Origin of the sequence: Anaerocolumna aminovalerica (genome assembly GCF_900115365.1) — a bacterium.
Lineage (GTDB): Bacteria > Bacillota > Clostridia > Lachnospirales > Lachnospiraceae > Anaerocolumna > Anaerocolumna aminovalerica.
The window spans coordinates 67,103-85,488 of record NZ_FOWD01000002.1 but is presented as its reverse complement, the minus strand read 5'-3'; the positions used below and the strand labels follow the sequence as shown (position 1 = coordinate 85,488).

General features: G+C 34.9%; 13 protein-coding genes. All 13 read left to right on the top strand.

The genetic code is table 11. The features are described from left to right. Positions 1-150: 150 nt before the first annotated feature. The 13 genes from BM183_RS01490 (at position 151) to BM183_RS01430 (ending at position 18,359) form a co-directional block, all read left to right on the top strand. Positions 151-1,164, top strand: a complete 1,014-nt coding sequence (locus BM183_RS01490) for a S66 family peptidase (RefSeq protein ID WP_170847854.1) — start codon at positions 151-153, stop codon at positions 1,162-1,164. 64 nt (positions 1,165-1,228) lie between these two features. Continuing rightward, entirely contained in the window at positions 1,229-3,529 is a 2,301-nt protein-coding gene (locus tag BM183_RS01485; RefSeq protein ID WP_091683899.1) for an LTA synthase family protein, read from the top strand. A 713-nt stretch (positions 3,530-4,242) separates the two neighbouring features. Further along, positions 4,243-5,583, top strand: coding sequence for an aspartate--tRNA(Asn) ligase (gene aspS / locus BM183_RS01480; RefSeq protein ID WP_091683897.1), 1,341 nt, complete (start codon positions 4,243-4,245; stop codon positions 5,581-5,583). 129 nt (positions 5,584-5,712) lie between these two features. Next, positions 5,713-6,000, top strand: coding sequence for an Asp-tRNA(Asn)/Glu-tRNA(Gln) amidotransferase subunit GatC (gene gatC / locus BM183_RS01475; protein WP_091683895.1), 288 nt, complete (start codon positions 5,713-5,715; stop codon positions 5,998-6,000). Positions 6,001-6,040: 40 nt separating this feature from the next. Beyond that, positions 6,041-7,477: an Asp-tRNA(Asn)/Glu-tRNA(Gln) amidotransferase subunit GatA gene (gatA, locus tag BM183_RS01470; protein ID WP_091683893.1), complete on the top strand. Its 1,437-nt coding sequence runs from the start codon at positions 6,041-6,043 to the stop codon at positions 7,475-7,477. Between the two features lie 91 nt (positions 7,478-7,568). Continuing rightward, a complete protein-coding gene (gatB, locus tag BM183_RS01465) occupies positions 7,569-8,996 on the top strand; it encodes an Asp-tRNA(Asn)/Glu-tRNA(Gln) amidotransferase subunit GatB (RefSeq protein ID WP_091683891.1) in 1,428 nt (475 codons plus the stop codon). 163 nt (positions 8,997-9,159) lie between these two features. Beyond that, positions 9,160-9,501: a pilus assembly protein PilZ gene (locus tag BM183_RS01460; RefSeq protein ID WP_091683889.1), complete on the top strand. Its 342-nt coding sequence runs from the start codon at positions 9,160-9,162 to the stop codon at positions 9,499-9,501. Positions 9,502-9,908: 407 nt separating this feature from the next. Beyond that, positions 9,909-11,291 carry an ABC transporter substrate-binding protein gene (locus BM183_RS01455; RefSeq protein ID WP_091683887.1) on the top strand — a complete coding sequence of 461 codons (1,383 nt, stop codon included), beginning with the start codon at positions 9,909-9,911 and terminating at the stop codon, positions 11,289-11,291. 106 nt (positions 11,292-11,397) lie between these two features. Next, positions 11,398-12,318: a carbohydrate ABC transporter permease gene (locus BM183_RS01450; RefSeq protein WP_330392276.1), complete on the top strand. Its 921-nt coding sequence runs from the start codon at positions 11,398-11,400 to the stop codon at positions 12,316-12,318. A gap of 98 nt (positions 12,319-12,416) precedes the next feature. After that, positions 12,417-13,244, top strand: a complete 828-nt coding sequence (locus BM183_RS01445) for a carbohydrate ABC transporter permease (RefSeq protein WP_091683885.1) — start codon at positions 12,417-12,419, stop codon at positions 13,242-13,244. A gap of 76 nt (positions 13,245-13,320) precedes the next feature. Next, positions 13,321-14,961 (top strand): type 2 periplasmic-binding domain-containing protein, encoded by a 1,641-nt coding sequence (locus tag BM183_RS01440; protein ID WP_091683883.1) that lies wholly within the window; start codon positions 13,321-13,323, stop codon positions 14,959-14,961. Positions 14,962-14,986: 25 nt separating this feature from the next. Continuing rightward, positions 14,987-16,915: a sensor histidine kinase gene (locus tag BM183_RS01435; RefSeq protein ID WP_091683881.1), complete on the top strand. Its 1,929-nt coding sequence runs from the start codon at positions 14,987-14,989 to the stop codon at positions 16,913-16,915. Continuing rightward, a complete protein-coding gene (locus BM183_RS01430; RefSeq protein ID WP_091683879.1) occupies positions 16,893-18,359 on the top strand; it encodes a response regulator transcription factor in 1,467 nt (488 codons plus the stop codon). The genes BM183_RS01435 and BM183_RS01430 overlap by 23 nt, the downstream gene beginning before the upstream one ends. The last annotated feature ends 27 nt before the right edge of the window (positions 18,360-18,386 follow it).

The following is an 18,386-nucleotide window of genomic DNA, read 5'->3' as shown; positions in this document are numbered from 1 at the left end:
GGATTTGTCCTTAGAATACATTTAAAATATAATGTTCTGTAATAAATAGGTTTATTTTAATAGTATCTTTAAAAACATTTACAATGCCACATATTTAATAATTTGATTAAAACATAGAAAATAATATATCTGAAAGGAATGAAATACATTATGATATATCCGGAATACGTGAAGAAAGGTAATGTAATTGGAATCACTGCACCCTCAGAGGGTAATAAAAAAGAGACAGATTTTACAAGGCTTAATAATGGTAAGGAACAATTAAGGAAAAGAGGGTATGAGGTCATAGAAACAGCACATGTCCGAACCAGTAACAAAGGAAGAAGTACCGATGCAGGGACAAGAACAAAAGAATTGGCTGAACTAATAAATAATGATAATGTAAAATGGATAATATCTGCAAAAGGCGGCGACTTTCTGCTGGAAATGCTTCCTTTAATGGATTTTAATCATATAAAGGCTAACCCTAAGTGGATACAGGGATATTCTGATAATACAGGTTTAACTTATACCATAACTACCCATTGTGATATAGCTACTCTTTATGGCTGTAATTTTAATGATTTTGGAATGGAAGTGTGGCATAAAGCCATGGAAGATAACCTTCAATTAGTGGAGGGAGATATAAATACAGTGCATAGTTTTGATCAATATGAAGACGGTTTTTATGACAGGATTACCGGATTAGAAGGCTATCAACTTGAAAAACCTGTCTGTTGGAGAAATTTACAGGGGGAAGATGAAATCAGCATGACAGGCAGATTATTAGGGGGCTGCCTGGATGTGTTACTTCATATGGTAGGTACAAGATTTGATAGAACGAAGGAATTTATTGAGAAGTATAAAGAAAACGGAATTCTTTGGTATTTAGAAAGTTTTGCACTGGATAGTGAAGCTATAACTTTAGGATTGTGGCAATTAAAAGAAGCCGGATGGTTTCAATATACAAAAGGTTTTATTTTCGGAAGACCTGCTTTTTTTAATCCGAATTATGATATTTCCTATGATGAAGCGGTTCTGTCTGTATTAGAGGAATTCCATGTTCCTATTATATTAGATGCAGATATTGGACATAAATTACCTCAGATGACTATAGTTAACGGAGCTATGGCCAAGATACACAGTAAAGATGGAAAAGGTACTGTGAGTTATGATTTTATTTAGGAAATAAGAAAGAAATAGAATTTTCTTTTAGAAATGAATCAATGGTGATTGGGGGGCGCAATTCATGAGCAATAACAAAGAGATAGATTCAAAGAAAGGGAAGGAATCTATCTCCGGTGATAATCCAAAAAAGAATGGATTGACACAAAAGAAAATTCGAATTGAGATCAGCCCAAAAGATAAACTGCTTTCTATAGTTCATAAAATTAAGAATGGAAATTTTATAAAAGAAGTAGAAAATAACATTTTTAATCAGGAGAAAAAGGAAAGTAATGGGGATGAACAGGTTTTACATGTGGCTATTTTAAAAAGCATACATAACCTATGGAATGGTAAAGGCCATTTGTTCCAAATAACTTGTTTTTACCAGCTAATTATAATTTATCTGGAAGTGGTTTTCCATCTTCTAACCTTTCAAAGCTTGGATGGCAAAATACTATTACCCATAGTATTTGCCATACCGGTGGGGGCTGTACTTGGATTTATCAGCGGAATATTTGGCAAACAGCTAAACCAAGTGCTTATATGGATTTTTACCACTGCTTTATGTTTAATATTCAGCACCCAGCTTGTTTATAACTATGTCTTTAAAACCTTTCTTTCTATCTATTCCGTTGGAGTGGTTGGGAAAGACGTGTTAGAATTCTTTGATCAGATTTTAGCGGCCATTGGAAATAATCTGATTGGAATCTTCTTATTATGTACACCTCTGATTATCTTAAAAATACTCATGAAAAAGAAACAAATTGATATGAATAGCAAACCTATAGGTTCTCAAGTTACGGCGTTAACTTGCTTTATTGTTGTGCAATTTTTTGGAGTGCTTATCCTTCCTATCTTTGGTAAGGAAACCTATTCTCCCTATGATATATATCATAGAACCTGGGTTCCGGAAATGAGTGTAGAACAATTAGGAGTGTTAACAAGTACCAGATTTGATGTGAAACGGTTGATTGTCAAAGAAGCCGGTACTACCCTGAACACGGGGCTGCTATTAGATAATAGTCCCAAAACAATAGCAGCAGGTATTAAGGAAAATAAGAAAGACACAGTTAACAATAAAAACAGCAAAGAAAAAGATGTGGTAAAAAAGGCAATACCAACGCCAACTCCCATTGATACATCACCTAATATATTGGCCATTGATTTTGAGGCTTTAGCAAAAGAAGAAACCAAGGAAACCGTAAAAATGATGCATCAATATTTCGCTTCAACAGAACCTACCAGGAAAAATAAATATACAGGGATGTTTAAAGGCTATAACCTAATTATGTTGACAGCGGAGGGATTTTCTCCATGGGCTGTGGATAAAGAAATCACGCCTACGTTGTATAAACTTATTCATGAAGGATTTGTTTTTGAGAATTTTTATACTCCTTTATGGTGGGCAAGTACCATAGATGGAGAGTATGTAGCTTGTACAAGTTTAATACCTAAGTCCGGAGTTATCAGTTTTTATGAAAGTGGAAGCAATATTATGCCCTTTGCCTTAGGAAACCAGTTTAATAAAATAGGTTACAGCACCCGTGCTTATCATAATCACACTTACACTTATTATAAGCGTCAAATATCTCATCCTAATATGGGATATGATTATAAAGGAGTGGGAAATGGTCTTGAAATAACAGAAAGCTGGCCGGAATCCGACTTGGAAATGATAGAAGTTACCATGCCGGAATATATAGATGACCAGCCTTTTCATACTTATTATATGACAGTAAGCGGACATATGAACTACACATTTCATGGGAATCAAATGTCTACTAAAAATAAAGAGGCAGTAGATCATTTACCCTATTCTATGGAAGGGAAAGCCTATATAGCCTGCAATATAGAATTGGACAGAGCTTTGGAAAGGCTGATTGGGGAATTAGAAAGGAAAGGAATTGCAGATAAAACCGTGATTGCCCTCAGTGCAGACCATTATCCCTATGGGCTGGAAAAGGATAAAATTGATGAACTGGCAGGACACAAAGTAGAGGAAAACTTTGAACTTTATAAAAATCAATTTATCCTATGGTCCGGAAGTATAAAGAAACCAATTTTCATAGATAAACCATGCTCCAGCCTGGATATTATGCCTACCTTGTCTAATCTCTTCGGGCTGTCTTATGATTCCAGATTATTTATGGGTAAGGATATTCTTTCGGACTCTCCTCCGCTAGTTATATTTTCTAATCGAAGCTTTATTACGGATAAGGTTATGTATAACAGTAAAACAAAAGAAATAATAAAATTGTCTGAAGAAGAACTCCCTGAAGATTATATCAGTACTATGAACAAAATAGTAAACAATAAGTTCCTTATATCAGAAAGTATATTGGATGAAGATTATTATAGTTATATATTATCTATAATTAAATAAATATTGTTAATAATATTAACACAACTCATTAAAAATAAATTGTAAAAATAACAATGTGTAAAAATTGCTCTTGAAATATATAATGTTATATGTTAATATAAGTCAACAGCAAAGGCGTTGAATACACAAACAGACAATACCTTTGCCTTTTTGTATATTTTTAAAATCAAATATAAAATAAGCTGTGAAAGAGACTGACCTATGTGGATTGCATTTATAGACAGGAATGGTGTGTCACCGACTGAGAGCATACCTTTGATGATAGACGTAGGAAGGAACACTCTGGAGCTCACGAATTGAATGGGAAGTTAAGACTGACTGTAGTAGGTTCGTGCGTGACACGCGTTAAGTGAAAAGAGAGGAGAATTTCGATTCTCAAAGCGGGTGGTACCGCGGGAAATAAATCTAAAAGAGTATCCCGTCCCGAGTATATATGTTGCAGATTAAACACTGTATCCTATATACTCGGGACTTTTTTATTTGTTTCGGGTATATATCCTAAATTATTTTTGAATTGAAATCAAGGACAGATTTATAAAAGAAACTTATTATGTTATGAAAAATCAATTTGTCGGATGGTAATGTAGGATAAGGATCACAGAAACAGGTGAAAGGAGAAGATTGAAAAATAATGTTTTTCAATGGCAATTTGTGCTGGAGCACAAAGCTGCTGTCATTATTAAAGGCGCTAAAACGCCAGAATCGAGGATACTATGGATTATATAAAAGGTTTAGAAGAAAAAAGAATATTTGAGATCAGTGACGTTTTATCCGGTGATTGGATAGGAAAGGAAATTACTATAAAAGGAGCTGTTCATACCATTCGTGATATGAGCCAATTTTCTTTTATTATTCTTAGAAATTATCAAGGATTGGTTCAATGTGTATTGGAAGAAGGTAAAGTACAGGATTTCCAATTAAAAAATATAAGAGAAGGTGCAACGGTGGAAGCAAAAGGAATCCTATCAGCAGAAGACCGTGCACCAAACGGATTTGAAGTAAGATTAACAGATATCCGCATATTATCAGTACCAGCAGAGGACGCTATAATGCCTCTTCCTATTAGTAAATGGAAATTAAATACCTCCTTGGAAGCAAAATTATCTTTAAGACCGATTTCCCTAAGGAACATTCGGGAGAGAGCTATATTTAAAATTCAGGAAGGTATTGTGAGGGCCTTTCGTGATTTCCTGTTTAAACAACATTTTACAGAAATACGGACACCGAAAATTGTTGCCGGAAATGCAGAAGGTGGAGCCAATGTATTTAAATTAGAATATTTCGGTAAAAAAGCCTTTTTGGCTCAAAGCCCTCAATTTTATAAGCAAACAATGGTAGGTGTTTATGATAGAGTATTTGAAGCAGCACCGGTATTTCGTGCAGAAAAGCACAACACTGCAAGACATTTGAACGAATATACCAGTCTGGATTTTGAGATGGGATATATTGATGGATTTGAAGATATCATGAATATGGAAGGGGCTATGCTAAAATATATCTTTGCGTTCCTGAAAAAAGAATACCCGAAAGAAATTAAAATATTAGGTATTAACATTCCGGAGGCTTCTCATATTCCGGCAGTACGTTTTGATGAAGCAAAAGTTCTCATATCTGAAAAATATGATAGAAAAATAAAAGATCCTTATGATTTAGAACCGGAAGAAGAAACTTTAATCGGAAAATATTTTAAAGAAGAATATAACAGTGACTTTGTATTTGTAACACATTATCCCTCCAAGAAAAGACCTTTTTATGCTATGGATGATCCAACTGATCCAAAGTTCACATTAAGTTTTGACTTATTATTTAAGGGGATGGAAATTACAACTGGCGGACAAAGAATACATTCTTATGAAGCACAAGTGGATAAAATGATAAAAAGGGGTATGGACCCGGAGGAATTTAGTAACTATCTAATGATATTCAAACACGGAATGCCCCCTCATGGCGGATTGGGGATAGGATTGGAACGTCTTACTATGAAACTCCTTGATGAACAAAATGTAAGGGAAACAACTTTATTCCCCAGAGATGTATCCAGATTGGAACCTTAGAAGCAGTAATGGGCAGATACTATAATGTTACAAAAAAATGTTATAAATGAGATAATGTAATTAAACTATAAACACTTAAGCTTATATAAATGAATCATAATAGTCATAAGCGCGGAAAGGAAGAAATTTATGAATATTACAGATGAAACCATTGAATATGTGGCAGCTCTGGCAAAATTAGAATTAAACAGGGAAGAAAAAGAAAAGGCTAAAAAAGATTTAGGAAGTATCTTAGAATATATGGATACCATGAATGAGTTGAATACTGATAATATTGAGCCTATGTCACATGTATTTCCGGTCAAGAATGTATTTCGAGAAGATATAGTGACCAACGGACCAAACAGAGACATCCTGCTAAGCAATGCACCTAAACAAAAGGATGGCTGTTTCATGGTTCCTAAAACTGTTGAATGATTGTAGTTAAAAGCGCTAAAGCGCTGGAATTGAGGTAAATATGGACTTAACAAGTTTATCTGCTCTGGAACTGGGCAGGAAAATTAAGAATAAAGAAATAACAGTGGAAGAAGCAGTTAGAGCTCAATTGGAACAAATTAAAGCTAAGGATAAAGAATATAACTGCTATATTACTGTTATGGAGGAAGATGCACTTGCCCGTGGAAAAGAAGTGCAGCAGCTAATTGATAAAGGAAAAATTGATTCACCCCTTGCCGGTGTTCCTATGGTTATAAAAGATAATATTTGTACAAAAGGGACGAAAACCACTTGTGGATCAAAAATCCTTTATAACTTTATCCCGCCCTATAATGCAACGGTGGTAGAAAAATTATTAAATGCTGGTGCAGTGGTTATAGGTAAGGCAAATATGGATGAGTTTGCTATGGGAAGCACCACAGAAACTTCTTATTTTGGTGAAACGAAGAATCCTCATAATACGGAATACGTACCTGGTGGTTCCAGCGGCGGTTCTGCAGCCGCAGTAGCAGCAGAAGAAGCCTTCTATGCTCTGGGTTCTGATACCGGAGGCTCTATTCGCCAGCCCAGCAGCTTTTGCGGAGTAACTGGAATAAAACCAACTTACGGTACAGTTTCCAGATACGGTTTAATTGCTTATGCATCCTCTTTGGATCAAATCGGACCAATGGCCAGAAATGTATCCGACTGTACGGCAGTACTTGATATTATATCCGGCTATGATAGCAAGGATTCAACCTCCCTGGAGGGAGAGAATTATAACTACACAGAAGCTTTGGTTGATGATGTAAAAAATATGAAAATAGGTATTCCAAAGGGATACCTTGGAAAAGGCTTAGATGAAGAAGTACGGGCAGGTATTCTTTCAGCAGCTAATGTGCTAAGAGAAAAAGGCGCTATTGTAGAGGAATTTGAACTTGATGTGGTAGACTATGCCATTCCGGCCTATTATGTAATAGCATCTGCTGAGGCAAGTTCTAATTTATCCAGATATGATGGTGTAAAATACGGATACCGCACAGAGGACTTTGAAGGACTTCAGGAATTATATAAGAAAACAAGAAGTGAAGGCTTTGGAAATGAGGCAAAACGCAGAATGATGATTGGTGCCTTTGTATTAAGTTCCGGTTACTATGAAGCGTATTATAAGAAGGCATTAAAAGTAAAAGCGCGTATTAAAGAAGGCTTTGATAAAGCCTTTGAAAAATATGATATTATTCTTGGTCCTACCGCTCCTTCTACTGCACCGAAACTGGGTGAGAGTTTATCAGATCCTTTAAAAATGTATCTTGGAGATATTTACACAGTATCCGTTAATCTGGCCGGACTACCTGCTATCAGTCTTCCTTGCGGAACAGACAGCAAAGGGCTTCCCATAGGCTTACAGTTGATTGGAAAACATTTTGGAGAAAAGGATATTATTCGTGCAGCCTATAGTTATGAGCAAAGTAAGGGCTGATATTATTATGAGCAAAATAAATGCTAATGCCATTCTTGGCCTGTAGGTATGAATAAGATAAGCATTGTAAGTTGGAAAGGAAGATTCGCGTATGAAGTCATATGAAACGGTTATTGGTTTGGAAGTTCATGTGGAATTGGCAACGGAAACCAAAATATTTTGTGGATGTACCACACGATTTGGCGGAGACACCAATACCCATTGCTGCCCGGTGTGTACTGGAATGCCGGGAACACTTCCGGTTTTAAATAAAAAAGTTGTAGAATATGCAATGGCAGCAGGTCTTGCATTGAATTGTAAAATAAATCAACAGTGTAAATTTGACCGTAAAAATTATTTTTATCCGGATTTACCAAAAGCATATCAGGTATCCCAGTTATATTTGCCTATTTGCCACAATGGGGGAATAGAAATTGAAGTGGATGGGGTAAAAAAGGTTATTGGTATTCATGAAATCCATATGGAGGAGGATGCAGGTAAGTTAACCCATGATCCCTGGGAAGATTGTACTCTGGTGGATTACAATAGATGCGGTGTACCTTTAATAGAAATTGTAAGTGAGCCGGATATGAGGTCTGCTGAGGAAGTAATAGCCTATTTAGATAAATTAAAATTGATATTACAATATCTTGGAGTATCCGATTGTAAGATGCAGGAAGGCTCCCTTCGTGCAGATATTAACCTTTCTGTTCGGGAAACAGGGGCAAAGGAATTTGGTACAAGAACAGAAATGAAAAATATGAACTCCTTTAAAGCCATAACCAGAGCCATTGAAGGAGAAAGAAAACGTCAAATTGAACTATTGGAAGAAGGAAAAGCTGTGGTTCAGGAAACAAGACGCTGGGATGACAATAAAGATACCAGTTTTGCCATGCGTTCCAAAGAAGATGCCCAGGATTATCGTTATTTCCCGGAGCCTGACTTAGTACCAATGGAAATCAGTGATGAATGGATAGATGAAATCAGAAACCGCCAGCCAGAGCTTCGTGATGAAAAAATGCTTAGATATGAAAAGGAATATGATATTCCGGCTTATGACGCAGGAATTATTACCGGTTCCAAAAGACTGGCAGATATTTTTGAGGAAACCGTCGCCATATGTAAGAAACCAAAGGAAGTATCCAACTGGATTATGGTAGAAACTATGAGATTATTAAAAGAAACGGAAATGGAGCCGGAGGATATTCATTTTACTCCTGATAATCTGGCAAAATTAATTGCACTGATCCATGATGGTAAAATCAACCGGACCGTTGCCAAAGAAGTATTTGAGAGTGTTTTTAAAGATAATACAGATCCGGAAGCTTATGTAAAAGAACATGGATTAATGATGGTAAATGATGAAGGTGAATTGCGCAGTGTGGTTGAAAAGGTTCTTGCTGTTAATCCCACATCAGTTGCAGATTATCGCGGCGGCAAAGAGAAGGCCCTTGGCTTTTTGGTTGGACAGACTATGAAAGAAATGAAAGGTAAAGCAGATCCGGGAATGATAAATAAAATATTGAAGGAATTATTATAAATAAAATAATAATCATAATAAGTTTATTCTAATTAAAGACGTTCCCAAATTTTCAACATTTTGCATTAACAGGAAAGGATTTCTTGCCTAATAATTTATTCAGCGATATAATATATATAAGTTACTAAAGTATAAAACTAATAAAAAAGTAGAGGTATCTGGTATGGAAGAAAAAAGGCATAATAAACGCTTTCCTGTTAAATTGGAACTGGAAATATCATCTTTATTTAAGCAGGATAATGTAAAAGTAGATAATATTCATGCACCAATTGAAGTTACTAATATATCCAGGAATGGAATCGGATTTCGTTCCGGAAGTATATTACCTTTAAATTATTATTTTAATGCTAAGATCCAATTGGGAAATTCCGATTCTTCTCTTTATACAGTAGTTAAGATTATAAGACAACAATTAATAGAAGAGAACCTGTATTTCTATGGATGCGAATTAGTGGGTATGCCGTCTGTACTAGATTATATTTTTGATGAATTTGAGGAAAGATGAATAGTGATTTGTAAGATATTTTCAATATCAGATTTATACTAATTAATCTTAATATGGAAACTAATATTAGAGAGATATTAAAGACAATGGAATAAAAGTAAATTGATTAAAAAGTAAATAATAAATTAAACATTGTATGGAAATAAATGGTATGTTGAGTTAATTCTGATTTTTCAGAGCTAATTTAACATACCATTTTTATTTGTCAAATTGCAGGGGAAGTGACACTAAAATGACGGGAGTCAAAATGCCGGGTTCAGTTAGCAGGGCAGTCAATGAACTTACAGCAGGTAGGCAGAAATCAAATCTAAAAAAATGACACCATTTCAAAAAAAGGACAATTAAACTTAAAAATAATAAAAGTTACAATAAGTATGTAAAGAATATATTTAGATGGAGGAAAAGGTATGAAATTGAAAAAAGTTATTGCTTTGTTTCTTACGGGAGTAATGGTCCTATCATTAGCTGCATGCGGCAAGACCGGCAAAAAAGCAGATGCTCCTGCTGGTACGAAAGGAGAAACAGACACGAAGAATAATGATTCGGGGGAACCAAAAAAATTAGAGGGTAAACTTGTAATATGGACTCTTGCAGAAGATTTGAAAACTTTTGCAGACAAGTTTATGGAAGAAAACTCAGGCGTAAAAATTGAAACAGTTGTAATTGCTCCGGCAGATTATCCTACTAAACTTACAGCAGCTTTAAGAGGTAAAGCAAAAGAACCGGATATTATTGTTGGAGAACCTCAGATGCTTCCTGATTCCTTTGATGCAGGCTTCTTTGAAGACTTATCACAGGAACCTTATAGTGCGGAACAATATAAAGATTCAATCGTTGATTATATATATGATGCAGGTAAAGATTCTTCAGGCACTGTTAGAGCATTAAGCTACCAGGTAACTCCCGGTGGAGTATATTACCGCAGGGATATTGCACAAAAAATATGGGGAAATGATGATCCTGCCTTCATTTCAGAAAAATTCAAAGACTATAATACAATTACTGTTACAGCAAAGGAAATTAAAGATGCAGGATACCGTATCTTTGGTGATACCGGCAATTTAAGATGGTTTGCTAATGGCGGCGGAGCTTGGGTTCAAGATAATAAACTGGTGTTATCACAATCCAGACTTGATTATATGGATGCTGCGGTTAAATTATATCAGGATAAATTAGTTGCATTTTCACCGGAATGGTCAGCTGCATGGTATGCTTCCATGTCAGGCACAATTCCTACAAATGCTGAGTGGGCTGCTGCGGAAGATTTAGAAGGCCTTGGGGGAGATAAGACAGAGGTATTTGCTTATGCACTTCCATCTTGGGGTTCTTTAATCATTCGCGATAATGCAGGAGATAATGCAGGCAGCTTTGGTGTTGCCTCCGGACCTTGTTCTTTCTTTGGCGGCGGAACATTTGTTGGTATTAGCTCTTACAGTCAGAGAAAAGATCTGGCATGGGAATTTGTTAAATTCACTACCTTAAACGAAGAAACCTCCAAGTGGTGGACCGACATTTCAAAGGGTGACATTGTATCCATGAAATCTGTTCTTGAATCGGTAAAAGATGTTGAGAATGAAACATATGGCAATCAAAAGACATATGAATATTTCCTGAATGAAGCACAGAATATTAACTATTCTTTAATAACAAGATTTGATACTCAAATCGAAAATTACTGGGGAGCTGCCATTACAGCTGTTCAGACGGGTGAAAAGACGAAGGAGCAAGCAATAGATGAATTCTATACCAATGTTCAATCTATTTATCCTGAACTGGAAATAACGAGATAGTTAGGTTCTGCTCGTTGCTTTCTCGAAAATAATTTCTCTGGGGCGGAGTTCATTTGATTGAATTGTCCGCCCCATTTCTTTTAAATAGACAAGAGAGGTGAAAAGAATGGTTATGCCCAGTAATGATATTATTAGGACAAGAAAAAGAAATATAAATAATATAGCGTATTTATACGTACTTCCATTTGTATTTGTATTTATTATGTTCAGTATCTATCCGGTCTTTAAAACGCTATATTTGAGTTTTACTCAATATAAGGGGTATGGTGAACCAATACCGGTGGGAATTTCCAACTATAAAAGAGTTATATCGGATGCTATGTTTTGGCGTGCATTAATAAATACCATAAAAATCTGGAGTGTTAATATTGTTTTGCAGTTAGGTTTGGCATTCCTTCTTACTATTATATTTAATGATTTAAAATACCGTATAAAAGGTATTGGACTATTCAGAGCATTATTTTATCTGCCTAACCTGATTGCACCTGCTTCTGTTGCTTTCCTTTTTGCTGCTTTATTAGACTGGCAATTTGGAACATTAAATCAACTACTGATAGATGCAAAGTTAGTAAAAGTCGGTATTAACTGGTTTGGGCAGCCGGGAACAGCACAACTTGCGGTTTCTGTTATTGGAGCATGGATGTGGTTTGGCAATTCCTTTATCATGTTAATGGCCGGTGTTCAAGGTATCTCTAAAGACTATTTTGAAGCAGCGGCTATAGACGGAGCCGGAAGATGGCATATATTCGGTAAGATTACACTGCCATTATTAAAGCCCATTTTATTGTATGTTGCCATTACTTCTTTAATCGGCGGCCTTCAAATCTTTGATATTCCATTCTTAATAACAGATGGAATCGGAGCACCACATGGGTCTCTTAATACCGTTGTAATGTATTTATATAATACTGCATTCCGATACAATAATGTAGGATACGCCGGAGCAATAGCATATTTCTTATTCCTGGTTATTGCCGTGGCAGCAGGCATCCAATATAAGATTATGTATCATAAGAGGGAGGAGTAGTGTGAATTATTGAAATGCATAATTCACACCCTGATTTGTGGCAATGCAATGGGAGCACCCATTATTAAAAGGCGCTAAGCGCCGGAATTGAGGTTAATATGTCTACTAAAATAAAAAGAACCATCTTATACATAGCAATCATTATTCTTAGTATCTTATGTCTTTGTCCCTTCCTGCTTATGATGGTAAATGCAACTAGAAGCGGAAGGGAGATAATGACCTCTTTCACCCTGATTCCCGGCAATAATTTAAAAAACAACTGGAATACTATGTCAGGCTATTTTAACATTTTCAGAGGGTTGGCAAATAGTTTATTTATTGCAGTGTGCTGTACTGTGTTAACGGCCTATTTTTCAGCTTTAACAGCATATGCTTTAGCTATATATAGATTTAAAGGGATGAAAATTATTTTTGTAAGTATCCTTATTTTTATGATGATACCTGCCCAATTGGGATTACTGGGATTTTATGATCTGGTAAATGCCATGGGCTTAACGGATAATTACATACCCTTGATTATACCTGCCATTGCAAGTCCTGCTACAGTATTTTTTTTAAGACAGTATACTTTAGCTATTTTACCGAAAGCCCTTCTTGAAGCTGCAAGAATTGACGGAGCAGGTGAAACAAGAATTTTTCATAAGATTGTACTGCCAATAATAGCACCGGGAATTGCAACTATGTCAATCGGAACCTTTATCGGTTCCTGGAATAATTATTTAACTCCTTTAATTTTGCTATACAGCCCTCAGAAATTTACTTTACCGGTTATGATGGGTTCTATGAGAGCATCCCAGGATATTACAAGTAACCAGGGAGCTATCTATTTAACAGTTGCAATATCCGTATTACCAATTATGATAGCATTTGCTTTCTGTTCCAAATACATCATTAGCGGTATTTCTGCAGGAGGAATTAAGGAATAACCATGTTGGAAAAACTATCTATTTACATAATTATTTGTTATAATTTAACTAAATTATAATAAAAGAGGGGTTAATAATGAATGGTAAAAAGATATATGGTTTTAAGTATATTCTTATCTTCTGCATTATTATTTTCATAACAGGATGTGAAAAGAAAGAAACTGTAACAGATAAGTCCAAGGACAGGGTACATTCTGAGGAAAGTGTGAATGAGCCGGGTTGGAAGAAGAATGCCGGCAATAAAGTCACATTGGACTGGTATATTAACTTCTCTTGGTATACCACCACATGGGGTAAAAATTTAGTTTCTAAAGAGATAACGAAAGACACAGGAGTAGAGGTTAATTTTATTGTACCAACTGGAAATGAAATGGAGAAGTTGAACTCTATGATAGCCTCTGATACATTACCGGATTTAGTAACTCTGGGCTGGTGGGATATGCAGACACAAGAGCTAACGGATAAAGATTTAGTATATGCATTAAATGAATTGGCAGATGAATACGATTCTTATTTTTATAAGGTAGCAGATGGGCAGATAATCAATTGGTATAAGAATGCAGATGGTAATCTCTATTGTTATCCTAGCTCTTCCATTAGTCCCAATGACTATGAAAATAACAAGAATATTGGGTCAAACCAGAATTTCTTAGTAAGAAAAGATATTTATGAAGCAATCGGAAGTCCGGATATGACCACACCGGAAGGCTTTATAACTGCTTGTAAAAAAGCGGTGGCTTATATGCCGAAAGTGGATAATAAGCCACTTATTCCGGTTGGTTCTGATGAATTTACCATTCACGGATGCAATTCCTTTGATAAGTATTTACAGAACTTTTTGTCCATACCTTTTGAAATAAATGGGGAGTATTATGACCGCTATACTGATCCCGAATATATCAGATGGCTGAAAACCTTTCGCAAGCTTAATGAAATGGGATACCTGTCAAATGAGATATTTATAGATAAAAGAATGCAGCTGGAGGAGAAGATGGCAGAGGGCAGATATTTTTGCCTTCTCTATCAGGGAAGTGATATTCAAACACCACAGAAAGCCTTATATGAAAAAGATCCTGATAAAATCTATATAGCAGTTGATGGGCCTAAGAACTCAAAAGGAGATGATCCAACACTTCCCAGTACCGGTTTAAATGGTTGGACGGTTACTTTTATCTCAAAAAATTGTGAAAATCCTGACAGAGCAATTAACTTTTTAAGCTACCTAATCAGCGAACAAGGTCAAAAGATGACATATCTGGGGGTGGAAGGTGTTACTTATGATAATATAAATGGAAAACCTGTAATAAGACCTGAAGTTCTTAAACTTTTAAACACAAACCGAAAGAAATTTGATGATATTTATGGTGCTGATAACGCATATTGGATGCTTCAGGATAACGTAATGCAAGCCAAATGGGGAATAAATGCAGGGGAACCAATGGCCCAATTAAAAGAGTGGACTTATCCCTATGCAGCTTATACAGCACAATATGATGTAATATTTGAGAATGGAACGGATATTTCCAATGCATATTTTCATATTCAAAAAGAATGGGGAAAAGTATTACCCCAATTACTTCTGGCATCTTCAGAAAAAGAATTCGACAGGATATTGGAAAAATTCATAAATAGAAGAACTGACTTAGGATATGAAAAAATAATGGAAGAATCCACGAAGCAGATGAACCAGTCAAAGAAAAAGCTGGGTTTGGAATGATTCGGTTTAATTGCAGGAGTAATCTATGAAAGAACATAAATTTTGGTTTTTAAAACAAAAACTGAATAATAAATTTACATTTACTATTGGTATTATTGTTGTGATTCCTGTCAGCATAATATTTTTAATATTATTTCAGAACATGAAGGATAATATCATACAGCAGGCTTTAAACAATTTAAAATATAACATGAATCAGAATCACTCAGTAATTCAAAAAACCGTTGATTTGTGCAATATGTCAACCCAGGTTTTTCTTAATTATCAAAACCTGAATGAGTTTCTTATAGAGTTGGAAGATGGTACAGATATTGAAACTTCTGAACTTGTTAATTTTTATAAAGAAGATATTGGAATGTTGGAACGGTTGGTTAACAGCAATCCATATCTTTATCAGATAAGAGTTTATGCAAATAATAATTCATTTTCTGAGATGATGCCCATTTTATATCGCAAGGAACGAATGGAACAGCTAAAATGGGCGAAGGAATTTTCCACAGGAGAATGGCAGTTTGATTATAAGGATGAATTATTTGCACAGACCGTTAATTCTTCAGAACATACCATGGCTCTTATTACATCCATTGAGGATTATGAAAGAGGGAAAATTGGTGTTATTGAGGTAGCCGTCCGTATGGATACCATATTTCCGGAAATTTTTCAGACCAATAATGATGAGTGGGCTTGTTTTATTGATAAGAACGGAAAGATTTACTCTCAAGGTAGAAATTCCATAGATGGGAACAATCAAAATCTAAATTTTCAGGATGTGAATTCACAAGATGCCAATTCTCAAAATAAGAGTTCCCAAAATATGAATTACCATTCTGGAAACAGGAATAATAAATGGGAGAAGATGAAAGAGGAAATCGTAAATCAATTAGAGTATACGAAACAGGAAGAAACTTACATAAGTGCTAAGATAGCCGGAGAGAGAGTTGCCATAGGGATTATGCCTGTAAAAGAACTGTCAGGATATGTAATTCGTCTTGTCAGTATGGAAAAAACATTAAATAATTTAAGCAAGGAGAGAAATTTGTATTTTTTAGGGCTTACCATAGCTTTTATAGTTTTGGGGTTTTTTATTAATATAATTGTAAAAGCCTTGTTACATAGATTCTATAAGACTCTCAGTACTATACGCAAGATTCAGGAAGGTGACCTGGAAGCCAGAGTGGATCAGCCGGGAACAGATGAAATGGGGGAATTAGGTACCAATATTAATGTAATGTTAGATACCATACAAAAACTAATGGAAGAAAACATTAATAGGGAATTATTAATGAAGAATTCGGAAATCAGGGCCCTTCAAAATCAGATTAATGCTCATTTTATATACAATGTTTTAGAGTCTATTAAAATGATGGCGGAGATTGATGAAAAATACGAAATCTCTGATGCAGTAACCTCTTTAGGAAAATTATTAAGATACGGGATGAAATGGAATACGAAGAATGTAACAGTTGGTCAGGAAATTGATTATATCAAAAACTACCTGGATCTTATTAATTTACGTTTTGATTACCGTATCAATCTGGCATTGACCATTCCGGATATGATTTATGTGCAGCAAATTCCCAAAATGTCATTACAACCAATTATTGAAAATGCAATTTATCATGGAATTGAAGAATTGGCAGAGGACTCCAGTATCTATATTAAAGCAGTTATGGAAGACAGTGATTATGTAATTGAAATTACTGATTCCGGAAGAGGTATGACAGAAGAAAAAGTGAGGGAAATACAAAAGAAAATATGTGGAGAAATTGATGTAGGCGGAGGTTCTGGTAATGGTATTGGACTTAAAAATGTACAAGACCGTATACAAATGGCTTTTGGTATGAAATATGGAATCAGTGTTGTATCAAAATTACATTGCTATACGAAAGTTATTATTAAGCTTCCAATAACTTATAGAGAGGTGCTAAAAGGTGAAGAGACTGCTGATTGTTGAAGATGAGAAATTAATTCGTCAAGGAATAAATGTAATGGTTAAGCGTTCTGATGTCAATATTGAGGAAATCCTTGAATGTAAAAATGGTGAAGAGGCTTACAAAATATTAAATGATGTAAAAGTTGATGTAATGATTACAGATGTCCGAATGCCTAAAATGGATGGAATAGAATTAGTTAAGAAAATTCAGAATTTAGAGGATAAACCTCAAATCATTGTAGTAAGCGGATATGATGAATTTAATTATGCAGTGGAAGCTCTAAGACAAGGAGTGCGGGAATACATATTAAAACCAATCGAACGTGAAAAAATAAACGCTATTCTTGTTAAGATTAATGAGGAGCTGGAAGATAAAAAAGCCAAGAGCTCTGTAATAAAACAAATTGAAAACCAACAGTTAAAGTACCTAATACTTAATGAAAAAATAACTGAGGAAGAGATACATGCCATTGAGAAACAATTTAGTACCTTGTTTTTTAAGGAAAGATACCTGGTTTGTCAATGTAATTCTTCCATGGATCTAAACATTCATAATGAAAAGGTTATTGTACTAAAAGATGCAGATGATTATTTTGTTATAATTGCAGATGAAGAAGAATTGTCTTCTCTACTTAAAAATGAATTGAAAAACTATTCTGTAGGGATCAGTAAAGTACATGAAGGAATTCGTGAATTAAGAGAAGGTTATTTAGAATCCATACATGCCAGAAAAGAAGCATTCGTAAAATGCGTGCCGGTTTGTTATTATCAGGATAAGGATTATAAATATGAAACGGTACCGGATAATTTTGCAGACCATTTTGTACAATTATTCGGAACTGCCAAAATAGATGGCAGCTTATCAAAATTATCAAGAATACAATATAATGCAAAGAATAATAAAATTTCTCCGGAAAAATTGTTGGAAGTAACAGAGCAAATCTTAATAAGACTAATTGAAACCTACCAACGAATCATTGAATTTGATATGATGGAATTTAATAAATTAAAGGATCCTTTACATTATAAAGATTCCGATGAATATTTCTCTTTATTCTTTCAGTGGATTCGTCGAATGCAGCAGGTTATCATAGATGAATTCAATGATTATAGGAATAAAGAAAAGATTAATACTGCCGTCAGATATATTCATGAAAATTATTCCAAGAACCTGAACATGGCTGTAGTTTCTAATTATATTTCCATGAATTATTCTTTATTTTCATTAAATTTTAAAGAATATACGGGAATGAATTTTGTGAATTATTTAAAGAAAATCCGAATAGATGAAGCAAAGAAACTACTTCAGGATACAGAAGAAAAAGTGCTGGATATCAGCCAGGCGGTGGGTTATGATAATGAAAAAAGTTTTATGAAGGTGTTTAAAAGTGTATGTGGTGTATCACCAACAGAGTATAGGAAAAATATACATATGGGAAAGAAAGAACGGTTAAGGGCTAAATAGAACAATAGGGATACCTATCTACTGGTA